Source organism: Snodgrassella sp. B3088 (assembly GCF_026535815.1).
In the GTDB taxonomy this organism is placed as follows: Bacteria; Pseudomonadota; Gammaproteobacteria; order Burkholderiales; family Neisseriaceae; genus Snodgrassella; species Snodgrassella alvi_E.
The window spans coordinates 37,476-59,271 of the sequence record NZ_JAFNPG010000038.1 but is presented as its reverse complement, the minus strand read 5'-3'; the positions used below and the strand labels follow the sequence as shown (position 1 = coordinate 59,271).

Sequence of the window (21,796 nt, the reverse complement as noted above, 5' to 3'; positions counted from 1 at the left end):
AGGATTGCGAACCTATGTTACAAATTCAAATTGACGGTAAACAACTTTCTGTCGAGCAGGGTAGTACGGTGATAGAAGCCGCCCGTCAGGCCGGTACGTTCATTCCGCACTTTTGCTATCACAAAAAATTGTCCATCGCCGCCAACTGCCGAATGTGTCTGGTTGAGGTGGAAAAGTCACGCAAACCGTTGCCTGCCTGTGCCACACCGGTAACCGATGGTATGGTGGTGAAAACCGATTCTAAATTGACGAAAGATGCCCAAAAAGGGGTAATGGAGTTTCTGCTGATTAATCACCCGCTGGATTGCCCGATTTGTGATCAGGGTGGTGAGTGCTTGCTGCAGGATTTATCCATGGGCTATGGCAAAGGCGCCAGTCGTTACAGCGAAGCCAAACATGCTGTTGCCGGAAAAGAGATGGGGCCGTTGGTGTCGGCTGCCGAAATGAGCCGCTGCATTCATTGTACCCGCTGCATCCGTTTTACTGAAGAAATCGCCGGTAAACAGGAGCTGGCGATGAAAAATCGTGGTGAACATTCTGAAATTGCTCCCTTTAATGGCAAAACACTGGAAACCGAACTGTCTGGCAACGTCATTGACTTATGTCCAGTTGGTGCTTTAACCAGCAAACCATTTCGTTTTGACAGCCGTTCATGGGAGCTGAGCCGACGGAAATCTATTTCTGCCCATGATGCGCTGGGCAGTAATCTAATTGTGCAGACCAAAGACCATACAGTGCGCCGTGTGTTGCCACTGGAAAACGAAGCCATTAATGAATGCTGGCTCAGTGACCGCGACCGCTTTGCTTATGCTGGACTGTATCAGGAACGCTTAACCCAACCGCAAATCAAACAGGATAACCAGTGGCATACCGTCGACTGGCAAACTGCACTGGATTATGTGGCCAAGGGCTTACATGGTGTCAGCCACGATTTTGGCAGCGAAGCAATTGGCATGTGGGTCAATCCTGCCAATACTGTGGAAGAAATGCATTTGGCCGGCAAACTGGCTCAAGGACTGGGCATCAACGCTGTTGATAGTCGTTTACGAGCGCTAGATGGGCGACTGGGCGCAGCTGCAAAAGGGGCGCAGTGGCTGGGACAGAACATTGAGCAGCTAGCGGCTAATGAGGTAATTCTGATTGTTGGTGCCCGATTGCGTCAGGAGCAGCCATTGCTCACCGCTCGCATCCGGCAAGCCACCAAAAACGGCACACAGGTGGCAGTACTGGCTGCTGCCCAGGAAGAACTATTCATGCCTTTACTGGCTCAAGTCAGCCTGCATCCTTATCAGTGGATAGACTGGCTAAGCAATGCGCTAAACAGTGAAGTAGGGCAGGCGTTATTAAAAGCGGAGAAAACCAGCATTATTCTGGGCGCTGATGTCCTTAATCATTCAGATGCCGCTGCCGTTTATGCTGCAGCACAGGATCTGGCAGAAGCAACTGGCAGTATTCTTGGTGTTTTGCCGCAAGCAGCGAACAGTATTGGTGCTGAAATAGTGGGCGTGGCGGCTAAAACGGTCGAACACAGTATTGCCGCGCAAATTACTCAGCCGAAACAGGCCGTGATGCTGCTGAATGTGGAACCCGATATGGATGTGGCCAATGGTGCTGCCGCTATTGCTGCGCTGAAGCAAGCACAGACAGTCATGGCATTCACCGCATATGATAGTGCCGTATTGCGCGAAGTGGCCGATGTGATGCTGCCGATCACCCCATTTACCGAAACTTCTGGCAGCTTTATCAATATGGAAGGCCGGCTGCAATCGTTCCATGGTGTGGTACAGGCGTATGGAGAAGCCAGACCATTATGGAAAGTACTGCGGGTACTTGGCAACGTCCTTGAACTGCAGGGTTTTGAGTATGAAAACACGCAGCAGATTCTGGCTGATGCACTGGACAAAGACCAGTTATCTGCTTTGCTGAATAATCAGATTCAGCCGGTTGCCACTAGCAATCCTGCTATCAGTCTGGTACGAGTAGGTGGTGTCAGCCTGTATGCCACCGATGGCATCGTGCGCCGTTCAGCTCCTTTGCAGAACACAGTACATGCTGCCGTTCCTGCTGCGCGAGCACACAGCCATACGCTTAGTGCACTGGGGCTGACAAATGGCGATACGGCATGGGCGAAACAGAACAATGATGCGGTAGCGGTCAGCGTAGCCGCGGACGATACCCTGCCTGAAAACGTACTGCTGCTGCCATTGCATCAGAGTAACTGGCAGCTGGGTGCTTTATTGACCACTGTGGAATTGAGTAAAGGATAATCATGCAAGCGTGGTTTCAACAATTATTAGGCAACGACTTCGGTTTACTGGTGTCTGTAATCGTCAAGATTGTCATCATCATGTTGCCGCTGATTATCACCGTTGCCTACCTGACTTATTTTGAACGTAAAGTCATCGGTTACATGCAGTTGCGCGTCGGTCCGAATGTGACCGGACCTTATGGTTTAATCCAGCCTTTTGCCGATGTATTAAAACTCTTATTTAAAGAAGTGACCCGCCCGTCACAGGCCAATAAAGCTTTGTTTTATATCGGCCCGATGATGTCGCTGATGCCGGCTTTTGCCGCTTGGGCAGTGATTCCGTTTAGTGAAACTTGGTTTTTGACCCGCATCAATGCCGGTCTGCTCTATATTCTGATGATTACGTCATTGTCGGTATATGGTGTCATCATTGCGGGCTGGGCATCCAACTCCAAATATGCCTTTCTTGGCGCCATGCGTGCTTCTGCTCAGACCATTTCCTATGAAATAGCCATGGGATTTGCCCTGATTGGGGTGATTATGGTGTCTGGCAGTATGGATTTTCACGATATCGTCATGGCGCAAGCCAAAGGTATAGCTGGTGGTTCCATTTTCTCGTGGAACTGGCTGCCACTATTTCCGTTATTTGTGGTGTATCTGATTTCGGCCGTGGCCGAAACCAACCGCGCCCCGTTTGACGTGGCCGAAGGTGAATCAGAAATTGTTGCCGGTTTCCATGTTGAATATTCCGGTTTCGCTTTCGCCTTATTCTTTCTGGCGGAATATATTTTTATGATTCTGGTGGCTGCGTTAACAGCTTTGTTGTTCTTTGGCGGCTGGTTATCACCCTTTCCGCAAAGCTGGGGCTTCATTGGTACTCCGAGTGTATTGTGGATGTTCCTGAAAATGGCACTGGTGCTGTATTTCTATCTGTGGATACGGGCAACGTTTCCGCGTTACCGCTATGACCAGATTATGCGTCTGGGCTGGAAAGTATTGATTCCGGTCACCATTGTCGCCGTGATTGTTTTAGGATTGTGGATGATTTCACCCCTGTCTTTATGGCGTTAAACAGGGAGAGGCACTGAATATGGCAAATATAATTAAAACTTTTCTGATGACCGAGTTGCTTGCGGGCATGAAAGTGACGTTAAAAAACTTTTTTGCACGTAAAGAAACCATTTATTTTCCGGAAGAAAAAACTCCGCAATCAGTTCGCTTTCGTGGGCTGCATGCACAGCGGCGCTATCCCAACGGCGAAGAACGCTGCATTGCCTGCAAACTCTGCGAGGCTGTGTGTCCGGCTATGGCAATTAATATTGAGTCAGAAAAACGTGAGGATGGTACACGCCGTACCACCCGCTACGATATCGATCTGACCAAATGCATCTTCTGCGGTTTCTGTGAGGAAGCCTGTCCGGTAGACGCCATTGTCGAAACCCGTATTTTCGAATATCACGGCGAAAAACGCGGTGACTTATATTTCACTAAACCTATGTTGCTGGCCATTGGCGATCGCTATGAAGAAGACATCGCCAAATGCAAAGCCGCTGATGCACCCTATCGTTAAGAGGTGATCATGAATTTACCCTTAATTCTGTTTTATGTATTTGCAGCGGTTATACTGCTTGGTGCCATTAATACTGTAATTGCTAAAAATCCAGTACATGCAGTGCTGTTTCTGGTGCTGACCTTCTGTGCCAGTGCCATGATGTGGATTTTGATGCAGGCTGAGTTCCTCGGCATCGTGCTGGTGGTGGTGTATGTAGGTGCCGTGATGGTGCTATTCCTGTTTGTTATCATGATGCTGAACATCGATATCGAACAAATGCGCGCCGGTTTCTGGCGTCATGCGCCGATTGCTGCATTGGTGGGGATACTGACCGCCGCACTGCTCATTGTCATTCTGGTCAATCCACAACTTGATCTGGCACATCTCGGTAGCGACAATCCACTGCCTGCTGACTACAGTAATGTACGCGATCTGGGTATGCAGATTTACACCACTTATCTGCTGCCGTTTGAGCTAGCAGCCATATTGCTGGTATTGGGTATGGTGGCTGCTATTGCTCTGGTGCACCGGCAAACACACAACCCACGTCGTACCAATCCGGCCGAGCAGGTTAAGGTACAGGCTAAAGACCGCTTCCGTATGGTGAAAATGCAGCCTGAAGTTGCTGCATTAGCTGACGATAATGAAGAAGAAGCATCAGAAGGGGAGCAGAAAGCATGATTACCTTAACTCATTATTTGGTACTCAGCGCCATCTTATTTGCCATTTCGGCCATGGGCATTTTCATGAACCGCAAAAACGTGTTGGTTCTTCTGATGTCCATCGAACTGATGCTGCTGGCGGTGAATTTTAACTTTGTCGCCTTTTCCCGTTATCTCGGTGATAGCGCCGGACAGATTTTCGTGTTTTTTATTCTGACTGTTGCCGCGGCTGAATCCGCTATCGGGCTGGCGATTATGGTGCTGATTTTCCGCAACCGCCAGAGCATTAACGTACAGGATCTGGACAGCCTGAAAGGCTGATGGTTGAGAGGAACGAGAGAAAATTATGAGTGTTTATCTGATTATTGCTTTGGCTCCGCTCATCGGTTCCCTGCTGGCTGGATTGTGCGGTAAGCTGATAGGTCGAAAAGGGGCGCACAGTGTCACCATTGCCGGTGTTGCCTTATCCGCCGTATTATCGGCGTGGGTACTATACGGGTTTATGACAGGCGGCCGTCAGCCATTTGATGAAAACGTCTATACATGGCTGACCATGGGCGGGCTGGATTTTTCGGTGGGTTTTCTGATTGATACGCTCACTGCTACCATGCTTGTCATCGTAACCAGTGTCTCTCTGATGGTGCATATTTATACCATCGGCTACATGAGTGACGACGATGGTTACCAGCGTTTCTTCAGCTATATTTCCCTGTTTACTTTTTCCATGCTGATGCTGGTGATGAGTAATAATTTCATCCAGTTGTTTTTTGGCTGGGAAGCCGTAGGTCTGGTGTCTTATCTGCTGATTGGTTTTTACTACAAACGCGATAGTGCCATCTTTGCCAATTTGAAAGCCTTTCTGGTCAACCGTGTTGGTGACTTTGGTTTTGTGCTGGGTATTGGCCTGATTTTGGCTTATTTTGGCGGCAGTTTGCGCTATGCCGACGTATTCCAGCACATCGATCAAGTAAAAAACGCTACCATTGAATTGATTCCCGGCCATCCATGGTCACTGATTACCGTGACCTGTATTCTGCTTTTTGTTGGTGCCATGGGTAAATCAGCCCAGTTTCCATTACATGTATGGTTGCCGGATTCAATGGAAGGCCCGACACCGATATCTGCTTTGATTCATGCCGCTACTATGGTGACTGCTGGTATTTTCATGGTGTCGCGCATGTCACCATTGTATGAATTGTCTGATACAGCACTTGGTGTCATCATGGTTTCCGGTACCATAACCGCACTGTTTATGGGCTTTTTAGGCATGATTCAGCACGACATCAAACGTGTGATTGCTTATTCCACCCTGTCGCAGTTAGGCTATATGACCGTAGCACTGGGTGCCTCTGCCTACAATATTGCTGTCTTCCATGTGATGACACATGCTTTCTTTAAAGCGCTGTTATTTCTGGCAGCCGGTAGTGTGATTATGGGTATGCATCATGATCAAGATATGCGCCACATGGGTGGACTGCGTAAATACATGCCAGTAACGTGGATTTGTATGTTGATTGGTTCTTTGTCTCTGATTGGTACACCATTCTTCTCCGGTTTCTATTCCAAAGATTCCATCATCGATGCGGTGAAAGCTTCAACACTGCCTTTCAGCAGCCTCGCTTATGTGGCACTGGTAGCCAGTGTATTTGTAACCGCTTTCTATTCCTTCCGTCTGTATTTTCTGGTGTTCCACGGTGAGGAAAAATGGCGCCAGAGCGGGCAGGGCGAACATCATCATGGCGAGGAACACCATGGTCTGCGTCCGCAGGATAATCCACATGAAAGCCCGCTGGTGGTGACTATTCCGCTGATTTTACTGGCTATTCCATCAGTGTTTGTCGGTATGTGGGCAATCAAACCCATGCTCTTCAGCGATTTTTACCATAATGTAATTTTCATCAACAGCGCCGCCCACCCTGCATTGGCCACCGTGGCAGAAGAATATCACGGTATTTTTGCCATGGCTCTGCATAGTCTGACTACACCAGTGTTATGGCTGGTCATTGCCGGCGTAGTTCTGGCATGGTTTTTCTACATGAAAAAACCACAGATTCCGGCGCGGATTGTGTCTTCCATCCGTCCGATATATACCTTGCTGGACAACAAATACTATCTGGATGCACTTTACTACAACGTTTTTGCCAAAGGCAGCCGGCTGCTCGGAACGCTGTTCTGGAAAGTAGGTGATGTGCTCATCATTGATAAATTAATTGTTAACGGTGCTGCGCGCGTTGTGGCCACAGTGGCTGCACTGGTGCGACGGATTCAAACAGGCTACCTCTATACTTATGCCACTGCTATGGTGCTGGGCGTGTTTGTGCTGGTGGCATGGACATTCTGGCCGTTGCTGAAAACCATGTTCGGCGGTTAATTCAAGGCATTCAACTTAGTATTTTTAGGCTATAAATATGTACGATTACTTACTCAGTTTGGCGATTTGGCTGCCCGTGTTGGCCGGTATCGTTGTGCTGGCCACCGGCTCAGACAAGCACGCTGGGATAGCCAGAGTGCTGGCCTTAATAGGTGCGCTGCTATCCTTTCTCATCACCATACCGCTGTTTTGCAAATTTGATCGCTTGAATGGTGGCTTTCAATTTACAGAATTTCATGTCTGGATAGACAGCCTCAACATCAACTATGCCTTGGGCGTGGATGGTCTGTCTGTACTGTTTGTGATTCTGAATAGCTTCACTACCTTACTGGTGGTGCTCGCTGGCTGGCAGGTGATTCAGAAACGACCGGCACAGTATATGGCCGCGTTTTTAATTATGTCTGGTTTGATCAATGGTGCTTTTGCAGCCATGGATGCCATTCTGTTTTATGTGTTCTTCGAAGGCATGCTGATACCGATGTATCTGATTATCGGTATCTGGGGAGGTCCGCGACGTGTCTACGCCTCCATCAAATTCTTCCTCTATACCCTGATGGGTTCATTGCTGATGCTGGTGGGTTTTGTTTACCTGTCTAATCAGACTGGCGGCTTTGCTATCGAAACATGGCACAACATTAAACATTTGGCCATGACTGCACAGGTGCTGCTGTTTATCGGTTTTTTCCTGTCTTTTGCAGTGAAAGTACCTATGTGGCCGGTACATACATGGTTGCCTGATGCCCATGTGGAAGCACCAACTGGTGGTTCCATGGTGCTGGCGGCTATTACCCTGAAAATTGGTGGATATGGTTTTCTGCGTTTTATGCTGCCAATTCTGCCGGATGCAGCACGCTATTTTGCTCCAGCGATTATTGTGCTGAGTTTGGTTGCCGTGATTTATATCGGTATGGTGGCTCTGGTGCAAACCGATATGAAAAAACTGGTGGCATATTCTTCCATTAGCCACATGGGTTTTGTGACCTTAGGCTTTTTCCTGTTTACTGGCGGTTACCTGAATGACTGGGCGTTTAAAGGTGCCATCATGCAGATGCTGTCGCATGGATTTGTTTCAGCAGCCATGTTTATGAGCATTGGCGTGATGTATGACCGCATGCATACCCGTGAGATCTCAGCTTACGGTGGTGTGGTTAACAGTATGCCGATATTTGCCTCATTCATGCTGCTGTTTGCCATGGCAAATGCTGGTCTACCCGGTACTTCCGGTTTTGTGGGTGAATTCATGGTGATTGTCGGTGCGGTAAAAACCAATTTCTGGATTGGCGCACTAGCGGCACTAACTCTGATTTATGGTGCTGCCTATACTCTGTGGATGTTTAAACGGGTGATTTTTGGTGCTATTAAAAACCCCGAAGTGGCGCAATTAAAAGATGTGAATAAACGCGAACTGCTTATTCTGGTGATTTTGGCCGTAGCGGTACTTGGTTTTGGTTTGTATCCCGAACCCTTTATCGCCGTTGTGCATCAGGCAGCTAATGATTTAATTGTCCAAGCGGCACAAAGCAAACTGTAAGGAAATGTGAATGAACTGGACAGATTTAACAATATTTCCCGCTGTACCGGAACTGGTGCTAACTGGCGTACTGTTTGCCGTACTGCTGGTGGATTTATGGCTGAATGACCGGCAACGCTGGATAACCTGTACCTTATCTGTTATCGGCCTGATTTTGACCGCTGCTGTGCAGTGTCTGGTGTGGAAACAGCAACCTCAATATGCCTTCCACGATATGTTTGTGCTTGATGGCATGGCTCAATTGGCCAAATTATGTATGTATGGATTGGTGATAGCCATTTTTATCTACAGTCAGGCTTATCTTCGTGCCAGAAATATTTATCAGGGTGAATTTTACACTTTGACTTTGTTTGCTCTGTTGGGCATGAACATCATGGTTTCTGCATGCCATTTCTTAACCTTATATGTTGGGTTGGAATTACTGTCACTGGCATTGTATGCATTGATTGCTCTGCAGCGCGATAGTGGCCGTGCAGCTGAAGCAGCGCTGAAATATTTTGTGCTCGGTGCTCTGGCTTCCGGTTTGCTGTTGTATGGCATTTCTCTGGTATATGGTGCAACAGGTACTCTGCAGTTGCAGCAAGTACTGGCTGCCAGTCAGGAAGGCACCAATCCATGGTTGCTGAAACTAGGCGTAGTATTTATTGTAGCCGGTATCGTATTTAAGCTGGGTGCTGTGCCTTTCCATATGTGGGTACCAGATGTGTATCAGGGCGCGCCAACTGCTGTAACTGCTCTGGTCGGTACGGCGCCAAAAATCGCTGCCACGGTGTTTGCTTTCCGTATTCTGGTGTATGGTCTACTGACACAATGGGAAAGCTGGCGCGATTTGTTGCTGTTATTGGGGATTGCTTCTTTGTTTATTGGTAATCTTGCTGCGATTATGCAAACCAGTATCAAGCGTATGCTCGGTTTCTCAACCGTTGCACATATGGGTTTTATCCTGCTGGCGCTGTTGGCTGGTGAAGTTGGCTGTACTGCCGCCATTTACTATGCCATCACCTACGCTTTAATGGCTTCTGTGGCCTTTGCCATTTTGATGTTGTTATCTAACAAAGATATTGAATGCCAGAATATCAGTGATCTTGCCGGTCTGAATCAGAAAAATGCCTGGTATGCATTCCTAATGTTGCTGGCTATGTTCTCTATGGCTGGTATTCCACCCTTAATGGGCTTCTATGCCAAACTGGCAGTCATCAAAGCATTGCTTTCTAGTGGCTATGTGTGGGTTTCTGTGTATGCAGTGGTGATGTCATTAATTGGGGCGTTCTACTATCTGCGTGTGGTGAAAACCATGTATTTCGACACTGCGGATTCTGTGGCTGCACCTGTATTTAATATGTCCCTGCTGGGTAAAGTGGTGTTATCCATCAACGGTTTGCTTTTGTTGCTATGGGGTGTAGTGCCGGATGGCGTGATGGCATGGTGTGTACAGGCTTTGATGCATAGCTAAGGTCTTTTATCTATTTGACAGCAGCCTTTTATGGCTGCTGTTTTTGCTGTTGCATGAGCATTTATTAAAGTAGATAAGAGCAGGTAAAATGGTTCATTCAAATATGAAAATAATAATGGCATGGTCAGTATGAATCTTTCAGGTTTTGATATTCGCCAGACACAATGTGTGGTGGTAAAAGTGGGCTCCAGTCTGGTAACTAACGGTGGACAGGGTGTAGACCAGACGATGTTGAATAACTGGGCACAGCAAATTGCGCACTTGCGTGCGCGTGGCATGCAGGTGGTGCTGGTTTCCAGTGGGGCCATTGCTGAAGGTATGAAGCGTCTGGGCTGGACAGTACGACCTAAAGCACTCAACGAACTACAGGCTGCGGCTGCAGTGGGGCAGATGGGACTGGCTCAAGCCTATGAAGAGGCATTTGTGTCACTGCAGATTCAGACCGCTCAGATATTGTTGACGCATGATGATATGAGTCACCGTACTCGCTATCTGAATGCCCGCAGTACCATCCGTACCCTACTGGAGCAAGGGGTGGTACCCATTATTAATGAAAACGATTCTGTCACCATAGATGAAATTAAGCTCGGGGATAATGATACGCTCGGGGCGCTGGTGACCAATCTGATTGAAGCAGACATGCTGATTATTCTGACTGATCAGAATGGTTTGTATGACCGCGACCCACGCCAGCATACCGATGCCAGTTTTATCCATCAAATTGCTGCTGACCATCCTGAGCTGGAAAGTATGGCCGGCGGTGCCGGCAGCAGTGTAGGAACCGGCGGCATGTTTACCAAGGTAGTGGCAGCCAGACGTGCTGCTCTGAGCGGTGCGGCCACCCTGATAGCAAATGGACATGCGGACAATGTCTTAGTGCGGGTAGTGGATGGAGAACAGATAGGTACTTTATTTACGCCAGCTGCAAATCGTCTAAGTGCACGTCAGCAATGGCTGTTGGGTCAGGTGCAGCTAGCAGGAAGTGTTGTGGTAGATGATGGCGCAGTCAAGGCGCTGACTGTACAGCATTCTAGTTTGTTACCCATTGGCTGTATGGCGGTAAATGGCCATTTTGAACGCGGAGCTTTGGTGGCGGTTTGTAATCAAACAGGCCAAGAAATTGCTCGAGGATTAGTAAATTATAGCGATCATGAAATCAGTCGGTTGTTGCGGCAGCCGTCACAAGCAATTGAGGAAATATTAGGCTATGTGGCGGAAGAAGAATTGATTCATCGCGATAATATGGTGTTAAGACGCAGTTGAAGAGAATAGTTGTTGCTGTCTATATGAAATGGTTCGCTCAAGCAAGCAGTAATATTTAAGTGTTTTGGGGTGATGAGATTTTATATTCAAATACAGATGATATTTTGTTGCTGATCAAAAAATTTTGTTATAAAACAGAATATTATCATTATTTAAAATGAATCATTACTGAAGTAATTTACGTCTATGCGTTGTTTACCCTGTTTACTCTTTGTTTTTATTTTTAGTATAACTTAATAATATTCAGCTATTTCCTACTTTGTTTTGAGGCGTTTTCATGCTGCGATGGATTTAATTAATAAAAAAAACGGCACTTTGAGTATAAAGTGCCGTCTGCACGATAATTTTTATTTATCAGTGCAGCTTTATAAATACGCCCGCACCTGCTCCAAATTTGCCTTGAGTGTTGCCTGTAGCCGCTGCTTTAAAAACCCAGCTTCCTTTATTGCTGGCCACAGAATAACCGACAGCATAGCCGGATTCACCACGATGTGTGCCGAAGCCCATTGTGAGGCCACCATCACCGGCATTCATCGGCTGCGGCAGATTAGCCATAGCGATGGCAGAAGCAATAGCTGCATTTGAGTTATCTTCAATATCATTGATTTTACGATTCAGGTGACTGATATTGTGGCCGATTTTATTGAGTGCATGATTCATCTGACTTACATTAACGGCATCTGTGTCTGCAACTCCGGCTGCTACATTGCTGATTTGTCTCTCGTGGCCGACGCTGCCAATTGAGACACTGTTATTGCGGGTGGCCACTGAACTTTCGCCCAGTGCCACAGAATTTTCTGCTCTGGCCTGTGCATGATTGCCGATTGCTGTGCTGTGGTTGCCAGAGGCTACGGCTCCTGAGCCACCAGCTACAGAACCTGGAGCAGATGGTTGTGGTGCGGTAGTTGTCTCGTTTTGGTTTACCTGAAACATACCCGCGCTGCCATTATTCAGTTTGTTAATATCATTGCTGATGTTAGCTGGATTTTGATTGGATACAGTTGTGACCTGACTAATTTTATGATCAGTATAATCTTTTGCTAAAGACAATATGTGATCTAATTGTCCTGTGTTTATGACGGAGCTAGTTGCTGCTTTAAGCTGAGCAACGGTGGCTGCATCGCTGTCTTGAGCGCCATCGGCTACGTTTTGGATGCGGCGTAGTTGTTCTGGTGTGCCAATGGAGACTACTCCCCTGACTGATGAAAGGGGTTGTTTGGTTAGATATGCATCGCCTAATGCACCACTGGTAACGGAATTTATACCTAAGGCGATGCTGTTTTCTGTTAAGACTCTGGCGTTCATGCCTAGCGCAGTGCCACCTGTTTTGGTTGCAGAGGCACCATTGCCGATGGCAATGGCATTATCTGCTATTGCCTGAGCATTTTTTCCTATTGCCATTGAATCCAATGCTAAGGCTTTAGAAAATGCACCCAGTGCCAAGGTGTAATCTTTTGCGGCTTGTGCTCCGCTACCCATAGCAATGGCGTCCTCACCTGAAGATAGGGTGTTGTCTTCGGACTGAAACTTTACATCTTGATCAATTGTCGAAACATTTTTGATATTGGCTGAACCGATGGCTATGGAGCGAAAGCCGGTTGCTGTTGCGGAATGTCCGATAGCCAATGTTCCTTTATTTGTGGCTGCGGCTACATTTCCAATAGCCTGCGCAAAGTCTGCAATGGCTGCGGCTTGACGGCCGATAGCCAGCGATGTATTACCTGATGATAATGCTTCTGGACCTATGGCTGTTGCAGAGCTTGCAGACGCTTTGGCGTGACTTCCCAGTGCTAATGTAAAAGGAGAGTAGGCGTATGCGCCAAATCCTATTGCTGCACTGCTTCCATAATCTTTGCCACTGATTTTGTTGTAAGGATTGTTTCTCTCTGCCATGGCCCACCCCTTCACTAATTTAGATTCTTTATCTGAGCCGTTTGCCGCTAAACTTGCGCATCCTATTGCAATATTGCCTACTTCTGTTGGTAAGGTATGGTTTTTGGCAGGGGTGACATTGTTTTCACAAGCATCTATTGCAGCTGCTGTATCTCCGATTGCAGCAAAAATATTATTTGATAGGCATAATAAAGCGGATAGGCTTATTTGTAATATCAATGGGCGCAAAGTGGATTTCGGTTGTGTATTCATGGTGATTTCTCCGGTTTGTATTAATGTTGTAAGTATTAAGCTCTAAAGTTTTATATCGAAATATTTGATTAGAGGTGTTGTGTTTTATTTATTTCGATTGATTAATATAATATTGATTATTTGCAATATTATCGTCCATTAATGTCTGTTTTTCAGATGGAATTTAATTTTTATTTTGGATTTCTTAGACTTGTTATGCTGAATGATTATTTAAACAGATTATTCATTATTAATGATAATATCATTATAAATATTACCATTCAGCTTCGAATCCCAAAGACCCGTTAAAAGGGGCTTTTATCTGTGCATCTCCGCCGTTAGATTTTGTATGGCCAAATTCTCCGTAAAGTCTCATTTTATTGGAAATTTCGTAGCTGCCTCCAATCGCCATTTCAGTACTGCTATGCGCCAGACTGGTATTTAATGTGGTTGATGCTGTACGAGTAGTGTAAGTAGTGTAATCGTCGCCATCCGGTGAATAGATAAAATTGATTCGTGCATAGGGATGGAATATGCCTTTATTAAACTGAAAATCACCATGCATGCGGCCACCGATACGAAACAGCCAAACATTATTGCCGTTCTGGCTGACGGTTGTGTTTCCGCTTATCTGGCTGTCATTCAGGTGCAACCACTGGCGCATAATCTGTGTCTGGGGCTCCAGTTTCCATGCGCTGTGGCCGATTGTAAAAGGTTTACCTATTTCAACTGATGCTGTGATGCCATGTCCTTTTTGTTTGCTGGCCTGATTACCAGTAGGCCTGATATCTGCCTGATGCTGTGCGCCCTGTAAAACGATGTCTAGATAGCTGCCAGTATTGCTGGTGTAGGTGCTGTAGGCGCCCAGGAAATAAGATTGAATATCGTTTTTACCTACATTCCCATTTATACCGCTGGCAAAACCGGCTACATTCAGATGACCGTTCAGATACCCGAGGTATCCCCCTGTATGCCAGTGAGGATTGTTCCAAATATCGCTGCCCATTTGTAAACCATTATAGTGACCGCTGGTATGTGGACTGGTGGTTCCATTCTGTCGAATATTAGTACGGCTTGTTATTACTCGTCCCCAGCTTCTGCGTTGTTCTGCTGTTGGTGTGGTGCCTGTACGGCGATGTAGGTTTGCCAACATAAGGCTGTCAGCTTGAAGAAGTTGTGCAGCGGTTGAAGAGTTAAGCGGTGTTTCTTTGCGGTAGGTTGGTTTGGTGATGACTGGTTTGTTATCAGGGTGATTACTTACTATGGTGGTTTTGTCGTCTTGCTTAGGTGTGTCTTTAATGCGTGAGCGCAGATACCAGTTGCTATCTTCTCTGGTCTGATCGCCACTAAATAATCGGTATTCGTAGGCACCGGCATCGACATGGCTGCCAGTCAGTGTGAATACAGGCTCATTTTCTGCATCCGTAATGTTGGTGCCGGCTACACTGATAATTTCAATACCTTTGCTGTTACCTGTGTCGGCGCCGAGGCCTTTGATATTGTTAATCCGTATAGTGGTTGTGCCTGAGGCATTGCCGCTGATGGCTAGTTTATCGGTAATACTTTTATCATCATTCAGCTCGGTGTCGAGGATGAGTGTGCCTTTGGCGCCGTTATAGTCACCAGTGATTGTAAGATTATCTCCAGTATGCTTGTTACCTAGGCTGATGATGCCAGCATTGGTAACATTGCCGTTGATGATGATGGAATGAGGTTCAGACAGGCTATGGTCTGAGGATGCTTCTGCGGAAAATCCGTTAAATGTTAGTTGTCCGCTGCGATTGATATTCAGCTGATTGGTTGTTAGGTCGCCAGTAAGATTTAGTGTGCTGTCTGTTTGTGACTGGGATTTCCCTCCGATGTTGATGATGCTCCAGTTACGAAGGGCTGTATCGTTTTCTTTTCCTTCGCTGCTTGAGGAACCAGTAAGCCATCCGTTGATATTCAGTATATCTATATCTTTCACTCCATTACCGTTTAGCCCATTGGTATCTTTGTTACCCGCATCGAGAACTGTAATAGTGCTGGTGTCGCCCTGATTTATGGTGAAGGTGTCATTGCCGTCGCCAAGTAGTATTTGTCCGCTGACTTTGGCTCCATTATTCAGGATAATGTTTGTATTGGTGTTATCGTCTTGTATGGCAATACCTGAATTTGACTTTATTACAGCATTTTTATCTAAAAAGATGTTGGTTGTTGTACTTGATTTTCCGCTGATATTGATTGCGGATCCTATATCACCTTGAATTTGGCCATTTGCTTTTATTCGGATGTTTCCAAGTCCATTATTGATGATGTTGATACCATTCAGGTCACCAGATATGTTGCCATTAATCTGATCGATATTGATGTCTTTAGCGCTGCCGCTGTTTTGAGCTATGATGGCGTCGTTGCCGCCTTTAACATTGCCAGCAATTTCAATATTAATGTCTCCAGTACCGATATTGACGGTATTGATGCCATTGTTTGCTCCAGTGAGGGTACCGCCTGAATGATTAATATTAATATTTTTTGCAGTACCGATGTTGATGGCATTAATGCCATCCATCTGATTACCGGTTACATTGCCATTTGTATTGATAAAAATTGAATTTTTACCACTATTCATAGCACTGATGGCAGTACTTGCGCTTATATTTTTGGTATTGATTGTTAATTGCTGTGTGTTGTCGCCGTTTGTGGCGTTGATGCCATTTTGCTCAGCTGTGATGTTTCCTGTATTGATGGTGGTAAAACCTGTTCCGTTATTAAATGCATTTATACCTACGCCGGTATTAATGTCTTTGGCTTGAATGAGAATATTTTTTGTATTTTCCTGATTTTCAGCGGTTATACCGATGCTGCTTTGGTCACTGGAATATATGTTGCCACTTTTGATACTGATGGAGCTATTTTTACCTCTGTTTTGTACTGTGACGACATTACTACTTTCACTGGACTGAATATTCTGTGTATCAATGGATATGTCCTGTGCTAATTCGCCTGTTGTGACGGCAATAGCGGTGCCAGTTGCGTTAATGTTTCCTGTTTTGATATGTGTGAAACCATTACCTTCATTATTGACGATTAAGCCATCACCTTGATTGGTAATATTTTGGGTTTTGATATCTATGTTAGTTGCTGTATCGTAATTGTTTGCTTGTACAGCAGGGCCGCTGTCATACTGACCGATATCCATATCTCTGGATTCGTCAATAATTAACGAGTTAAAGCGGTTGTTGATGACAATTCGTTCCGTGCGTTTTGCCTGATTGTTTTCTGCGTAAGTTGCGCCGCTTACGATTCCACTGAAGGTTTTATTGATTGCTTTCTTTTGATTATCATTGCTATCAGATTCAGAAACGTCGGTATCTGTATTCTGAAGACGAAATGTAAAAGGTGATTGGTTTGCAATGGTTTTTGTTGCGCATGTCATTGTTTCTAAATTTTGAATCTGACAGGCAGCGTAACTGATTTCGGGACAGATCAGTAAAAAGGATAGAATAGTTAATTCAGCGATGGTTTTTTGTCCAAGTGCGGATTTTAGATATGTTGTTATTGTTGAGGAGGGGATCTGATTATTCCAGATGGGATGGTGTTTACTTTTCATTGCTCTGGTTCCCAAATAAAAAGTAATCTATTGTAATCCATTGAATTAACAAAAATATATAATAAAAGTTTAAAACAAACTAATATTACCTAAAAACAACACTTTATCAATGAATGTAAAGAATATTTGTTATATGAATTGGATGATTTTGTCTGTGGAGGATTCTTCACAAGAATAATAAAAAATAAAGGGATTTATTTATCAGATATTTTTTATTGAATAATTATTTTATATTTAATAGAAACCACCTTAATCATAGATTAAGGTGGTTGTTTATATAATGCTAAAAGTAATGCTGGAGCGTTGGGGTTACCAGTCAATTTTTAAGCCGGCTGAAGCATTGACGGGTACTTTTACTTTGGCATTGCCTCCATTTGACCAAGTATGGCCGATTTCTCCATAAATTTTTACAGTATTGTTGATGTCATACGTGCCACCCAGGGCGAGCTCTGTACTCCGATGTGAGGCACCGGCATTAAGTGTGGTTGTTGTGGATATGGTTCGGTAGCTGGTCTTGTCTGAGCCATCAGGTGAGTAGTAGAAATTAACCCGTGCATATGGATGTATTAAGCCTTTATTGAGCTGATATGTTGCTGCTAAACGTCCACCCAGACGGAATAACCACGCATTATTATGCTCCTGACTTACTGAAGTGTGACCACTGATATTGCTATCATTTAGATCCAGCCACTGATGAATAATCTGTGCTTGCGGCTCAATTTTCCAGTTGCTGTTGGCCAGTGTAAATGGTTTGCCTATTTCTATTGAAGCGGTGATACCGTGTCCTTTCTGTTTACTAATAGGATTGTAATCTGGTTTGATGTCTGCACGATGACGTGCTGCCTGTAATACAAAATCAGCGTAAGCTCCGTCGGTACGGGTATAGTTGCTATAAGCACCGATAAAATAGGATTTGGTGGTGTTTTTGCCTACTTTGTCATCTACGCCGCTGGCAAAGCCATCTACATCCAGATTGCCATGTAGATAGCCTATATAGCCACCGATACGCCAGCCATTGCCTGTCCAGACATCACTGCCAAGTTGTAAACCAGCATAATTGCCGGTACTGCGGCCTTCGGCCGGACCGTTTTGCTGAATATCAGTACGGTTTGCAAGAACTCTACCCCAGCTCATGCGTTCTTCAGGTATGGGTGTGGCACCAATACGCTGATGCATATTAGCCAGCATTAGGTTATCTGCTTGTCGTAACTGTGTAGCTACTGTAGCCAGTAATGGCACTTCTTTGCGATACAGTGGTTTGAGTTTAGATGGTTTAACGGTTGTGCCGCCACCAGTGCCGCCACCAGTGCCGCCACCACCAGTACCGCCACCGCCAGTACCGCCACCACCAGTACCGCCACCACCAGTACCGCCACCACCAGTACCGCCACCACCAGTACCGCCACCACCAGTACCACCATCCCCAGTGCCACTACCGCCAGTACCGCCATCTCCAGTGCCACCACCGCCAGTACCACCACCGCCAGTACCGCCACCACCAGTACCGCCACCACCAGTACCGCCGCCGCCAGTACCACCACCAGTGCCACCACCATCTGAAGGATTGGTTTGTTTTTGCGAACGCAGATACCAGTTGTTGCCGTTTTGTTGTAAATCGCCTTTGAATAAATGGTATTCATAAGCTCCTGCACTCAGGCGATTACCGTTCAGTACAAAAGCGTCTTGTGTGCTGCTTCCTTTTACTTCGACAACTTCAATACCATTGGTGTTGCCGGTATCTCCACCCAATCCTTCGACTTTGTCAAATCTGATGGTGGTGTTACCTGAGGCATTGCCCTGAATGATGAGTTTGTCGGCAGTATTGTCTGGAGTATTGCTATCTCTTTGGGCAGAATTAAGTTTTAGATCGAGAATAAGTTTGCCGTTATTACCCTGATAATTTCCGCCAATAGTAAGATTGTCTCCGGTGTAGGTGCTGTTCAGGTTGATGTAGCCTGAATTTAATACATCACCTTCAATGCGTGCTTGTTTAAGGTCAGGAATGAGTCTGATGGTTGTGCCGTCACCGATATTGAGCTGATTTGTGTTCAAATCACCACTTAGATTGAGTGTACTATTCTGTGCCAGATTGATTTTCTCCCAGTTTCGAATGGCAATATTCCCGGCTACACCATTATTGGTGCCTGTTGTTGAACCGGTTAATGTCTGACTAATATTTAATGTATCAATCATGCCATCATTGCTGCTGGTATCATCGCCACCATCCATAACCGTTATTTCACTGACGTTGGTGCCACGGTTTACGTTGAGGATATCACTGCCATTACCCAATTCAATTCGGCCACTGACAGTAGAACCACTTTTTAGTGTCACGTTGGCATTACCTTCCTCATCGCTGATTGCTAGCCCAGATGTAGCGGAAACGCGGCTACCAGTATTAAGCGTGATAGTAGTGGTACTACCGGCTTTGTCATGGCTGATAATACCTGCGCCGTAGCCACCGGTTATCTGGTTTGCTAAGGTGATTAAGGTATTGCCGGTACCGGAATTGCGTGCTTCGATGCCACTGATACCTCCGGTGATTTTGCCACCTGACTGTATAATATTGATATCGGTGGTTTTATTGCCATTCTCAGCCCAGATACCGTAGCCTTTCGTAGCGGTCACTTCTCCCTGCGAAATAATATCTGTGGCATTGCTGCCATTATTTATGGCGTAAATACCGTTATTTCCGGCATGAATAAGTTGAGATTCGATGCGTAATCCAGTGGTTTGATTGTTGTTTTCAATCCGGATGCCGGTATTTTCGGTTGCTGTGATGGTTGCACTGTTCTTGATAACTGTTGAACCGCTACCATTGTTGCTTGCATAAATGCCGTTGTCAGAGCCAGAAACGACATTGGTGCTGATGGTTAGGTCTCGTGTGTTACTGCCATTATTAACAAAGATACCATTACCGGAAGTGGATTTGACGGTTGCACTGGACGTAATTTCGGTGGAATCGTTTCCTGAATTGATGGCATAAATGCCGTTGCTGGTGCCCTGTACATTTTTACTGTTGAGGGTTAATTTCTGGCCGTTGTGGTTGATATGTACACCATCACCATTTTGGGATTCTACGTCTCCAATAGTGGTTATTGATGTAATGCCGTTGCCGTTGTTTTCAGCATAGATACCGTTGGTGTATCCATGAACGGTTGAATTTGTGTATGTTGTCAGATTTTTTGCTGTGGCTGAATTGTGTGCATAGATGCCATCTGTTGTTTCAGACACAACACCCTGACTAACGGTAATGGTTGTTGAACCTGTACCATTATTTGCTACGTAAATTCCTTTGCCATGTCCAGTCACGGCTCCGGCAGTAATTTGCACATCGGTGGCGGTCGGATCATTGACTGCGTAGATGGCATCATCGTTATCAGAGGTTATGGTATTGCCGGAGTTGATGATAGTGGCACCAGTGCCTCTGTTGTTGATACTAATGCCTTTCAATTGCCGGCTATGGATGGATGCTGTGGAAAGATGTACATCGGTACCGTTATGTTCTATATAAATGCCTCGTACATCGGAACCGGACATGTCCTGTGTAGTTGTCAGGGTAAAGGCGGCACCTGTGCTATCGTTTCTGGCATCGATATTAGTGATATTTTTATTATTTGCATTGACAGTTAAATCACCGGCGCCGGTCTGATTGCGTATGGTTAGGGTTTGGTTCAGTTCATCATTAGAAGTATTGATGGTTTGGCTGGCCGGATCGCGATTTTCAATCAGATTATTGGTAATAGTTGTGTCCGCAAAGGCGGTGTTATGCGAAAGGCTTTGCTGTGAAATCGTACATGCTTTGTGGTCAGGAGAAGTAATAAGGCACTGAGCATGAGCTATAGTGGGTGCGGCCAAAGTAATACCTAAGATGCTTAGTAGTTTGACTGTAGCTGTTTTGCCTCCTTTGTGGGCTAATTCTGAGGTAACTATATATGCCTGTACTTGCGCACTCCAGATAAGCTTGTAGATTTTATTCATTTTGATTAACTTTAATCAGGTTAATAATAATTTCGTATTAACGACATATATCTTAAGAACTGGCTTTAAAATGAATAAGATATAGTTCGGATTTCATTCGACTATAAAATATTACCTAAGTCAAAAAATTAACTTTATGATTAATATAAGTATTGTTATACGATGTAAAAAATAGTGTTAGAGATAATTTTGATTGGTCAGAAGCTGTACGGTGACTGGAAAATGCTACATGCCGGTGAAAAAGAAATTAGCTAAATAATTTAATATATGCGTATCTGATTTTTAGATGTGTATTTTATTTATGCTGAAATAATAAAATAAAATATTTCTGGTTTGATTAGGTAAAGAATGTCTAAATATATACAAAATAAGAAAATTTTGAATATTTATTTATTTTAGACCTGTTGCAAATTAGTTTCACTTAGCTTCTCTTTTTATCATTCAAGTTGAATAAATTATAGCTAATTATATTAGTGTGAATGATGGATTTTATTGAGCATATTTTAATTTTTAGTGACGAGGGGATGATTATGGGTATTAATTTATTGGGAGCTTAAAGCATAGGTTAGTTATTTGTGATACCGGCTATTGAAATACAAATCTCAGCTTGGATAATTTATCAGGAACTAATCTCTCTACTCTGCCATGGGGTAGTATAAATCCGCCATACTGGCTTTTTACGTCTTAAAATATTTTTCTGACTAAGCTAAAAAATTGAAATATTATTGCTTTCATGTAAAGGTTTCTAAGTTTTTCAATCTCAAGTGGCAGCCTGCAATGCATTTATCTGACAGTTTCACAACATTCTGTCAAATTTATCAACTGATTGATAATTAAATATTAAAATGTAATTTAGCTGCTTGACGGCAATCATTTGCGGGGATTGTCATTTTAATTATGCATTTTTGCTGCAATATCCGCTGATATTGTGTTAGCATGAAAAAGGTTACTCCAATTATTAACCTGTGCAGCAGAATCTTTTCTGGCACAGGTTTTTTCTTGCTGATAGGTTGTATTTTCTG

The 21,796-nt window shown here is 44.9% G+C and carries 13 protein-coding genes; 10 read left to right on the top strand and 3 right to left on the bottom strand.

Going from position 1 to position 21,796, the window contains the following annotated elements; genetic code table 11:
* Nucleotides 1-14 precede the first annotated feature (14 nt).
* From nuoG to proB, 9 genes are all read left to right on the top strand, one after another.
* Nucleotides 15-2,267 carry an NADH-quinone oxidoreductase subunit NuoG gene (nuoG, locus tag J3U75_RS10690; RefSeq protein WP_267392087.1) on the top strand — a complete coding sequence of 751 codons (2,253 nt, stop codon included), beginning with the start codon at nt 15-17 and terminating at the stop codon, nt 2,265-2,267.
* 2 nt (nt 2,268-2,269) lie between these two features.
* Nucleotides 2,270-3,319, top strand: coding sequence for an NADH-quinone oxidoreductase subunit NuoH (gene nuoH, locus J3U75_RS10685; RefSeq protein WP_100151423.1), 1,050 nt, complete (start codon nt 2,270-2,272; stop codon nt 3,317-3,319).
* Nucleotides 3,320-3,338: 19 nt separating this feature from the next.
* Nucleotides 3,339-3,818, top strand: a complete 480-nt coding sequence (gene nuoI, locus J3U75_RS10680) for an NADH-quinone oxidoreductase subunit NuoI (RefSeq protein WP_100141441.1) — start codon at nt 3,339-3,341, stop codon at nt 3,816-3,818.
* Nucleotides 3,819-3,827: 9 nt separating this feature from the next.
* A complete protein-coding gene (locus J3U75_RS10675) occupies nt 3,828-4,481 on the top strand; it encodes an NADH-quinone oxidoreductase subunit J (RefSeq protein WP_267392085.1) in 654 nt (217 codons plus the stop codon).
* On the top strand, nt 4,478-4,783 hold the full coding sequence (gene nuoK, locus J3U75_RS10670) for an NADH-quinone oxidoreductase subunit NuoK (RefSeq protein ID WP_100141439.1): 306 nt from the start codon (nt 4,478-4,480) through the stop codon (nt 4,781-4,783). Before J3U75_RS10675 ends, nuoK begins: the two co-directional genes overlap by 4 nt.
* 25 nt (nt 4,784-4,808) lie before the next feature.
* Nucleotides 4,809-6,833, top strand: a complete 2,025-nt coding sequence (gene nuoL / locus J3U75_RS10665) for an NADH-quinone oxidoreductase subunit L (protein WP_267392084.1) — start codon at nt 4,809-4,811, stop codon at nt 6,831-6,833.
* 37 nt (nt 6,834-6,870) lie between these two features.
* Nucleotides 6,871-8,364, top strand: coding sequence for an NADH-quinone oxidoreductase subunit M (locus J3U75_RS10660; RefSeq protein ID WP_100156496.1), 1,494 nt, complete (start codon nt 6,871-6,873; stop codon nt 8,362-8,364).
* Between the two features lie 10 nt (nt 8,365-8,374).
* On the top strand, nt 8,375-9,817 hold the full coding sequence (nuoN, locus tag J3U75_RS10655; RefSeq protein WP_267392083.1) for an NADH-quinone oxidoreductase subunit NuoN: 1,443 nt from the start codon (nt 8,375-8,377) through the stop codon (nt 9,815-9,817).
* 129 nt (nt 9,818-9,946) lie between these two features.
* Nucleotides 9,947-11,080: a glutamate 5-kinase gene (gene proB / locus J3U75_RS10650; protein ID WP_267392082.1), complete on the top strand. Its 1,134-nt coding sequence runs from the start codon at nt 9,947-9,949 to the stop codon at nt 11,078-11,080.
* 354 nt (nt 11,081-11,434) lie between these two features.
* On the opposite strand, the gene J3U75_RS10645 is transcribed toward proB, so the two are convergent.
* A complete protein-coding gene (locus J3U75_RS10645) occupies nt 11,435-12,973 on the bottom strand; it encodes a YadA-like family protein (RefSeq protein ID WP_267392081.1) in 1,539 nt (512 codons plus the stop codon).
* Between J3U75_RS10645 and J3U75_RS10640 the strand changes: the two genes are divergently transcribed.
* Nucleotides 12,972-13,271 carry a hypothetical protein gene (locus tag J3U75_RS10640; RefSeq protein WP_267392080.1) on the top strand — a complete coding sequence of 100 codons (300 nt, stop codon included), beginning with the start codon at nt 12,972-12,974 and terminating at the stop codon, nt 13,269-13,271. The genes J3U75_RS10645 and J3U75_RS10640 overlap by 2 nt on opposite strands.
* A gap of 207 nt (nt 13,272-13,478) precedes the next feature.
* Here J3U75_RS10640 and J3U75_RS10635 read toward each other — a convergent pair whose 3' ends face one another.
* A complete protein-coding gene (locus tag J3U75_RS10635) occupies nt 13,479-16,793 on the bottom strand; it encodes an autotransporter outer membrane beta-barrel domain-containing protein (RefSeq protein ID WP_267392079.1) in 3,315 nt (1,104 codons plus the stop codon).
* Between the two features lie 309 nt (nt 16,794-17,102).
* Entirely contained in the window at nt 17,103-20,774 is a 3,672-nt protein-coding gene (locus J3U75_RS10630) for an autotransporter outer membrane beta-barrel domain-containing protein (protein WP_267392078.1), read from the bottom strand.
* Nucleotides 20,775-21,796: the final 1,022 nt, after the last annotated feature.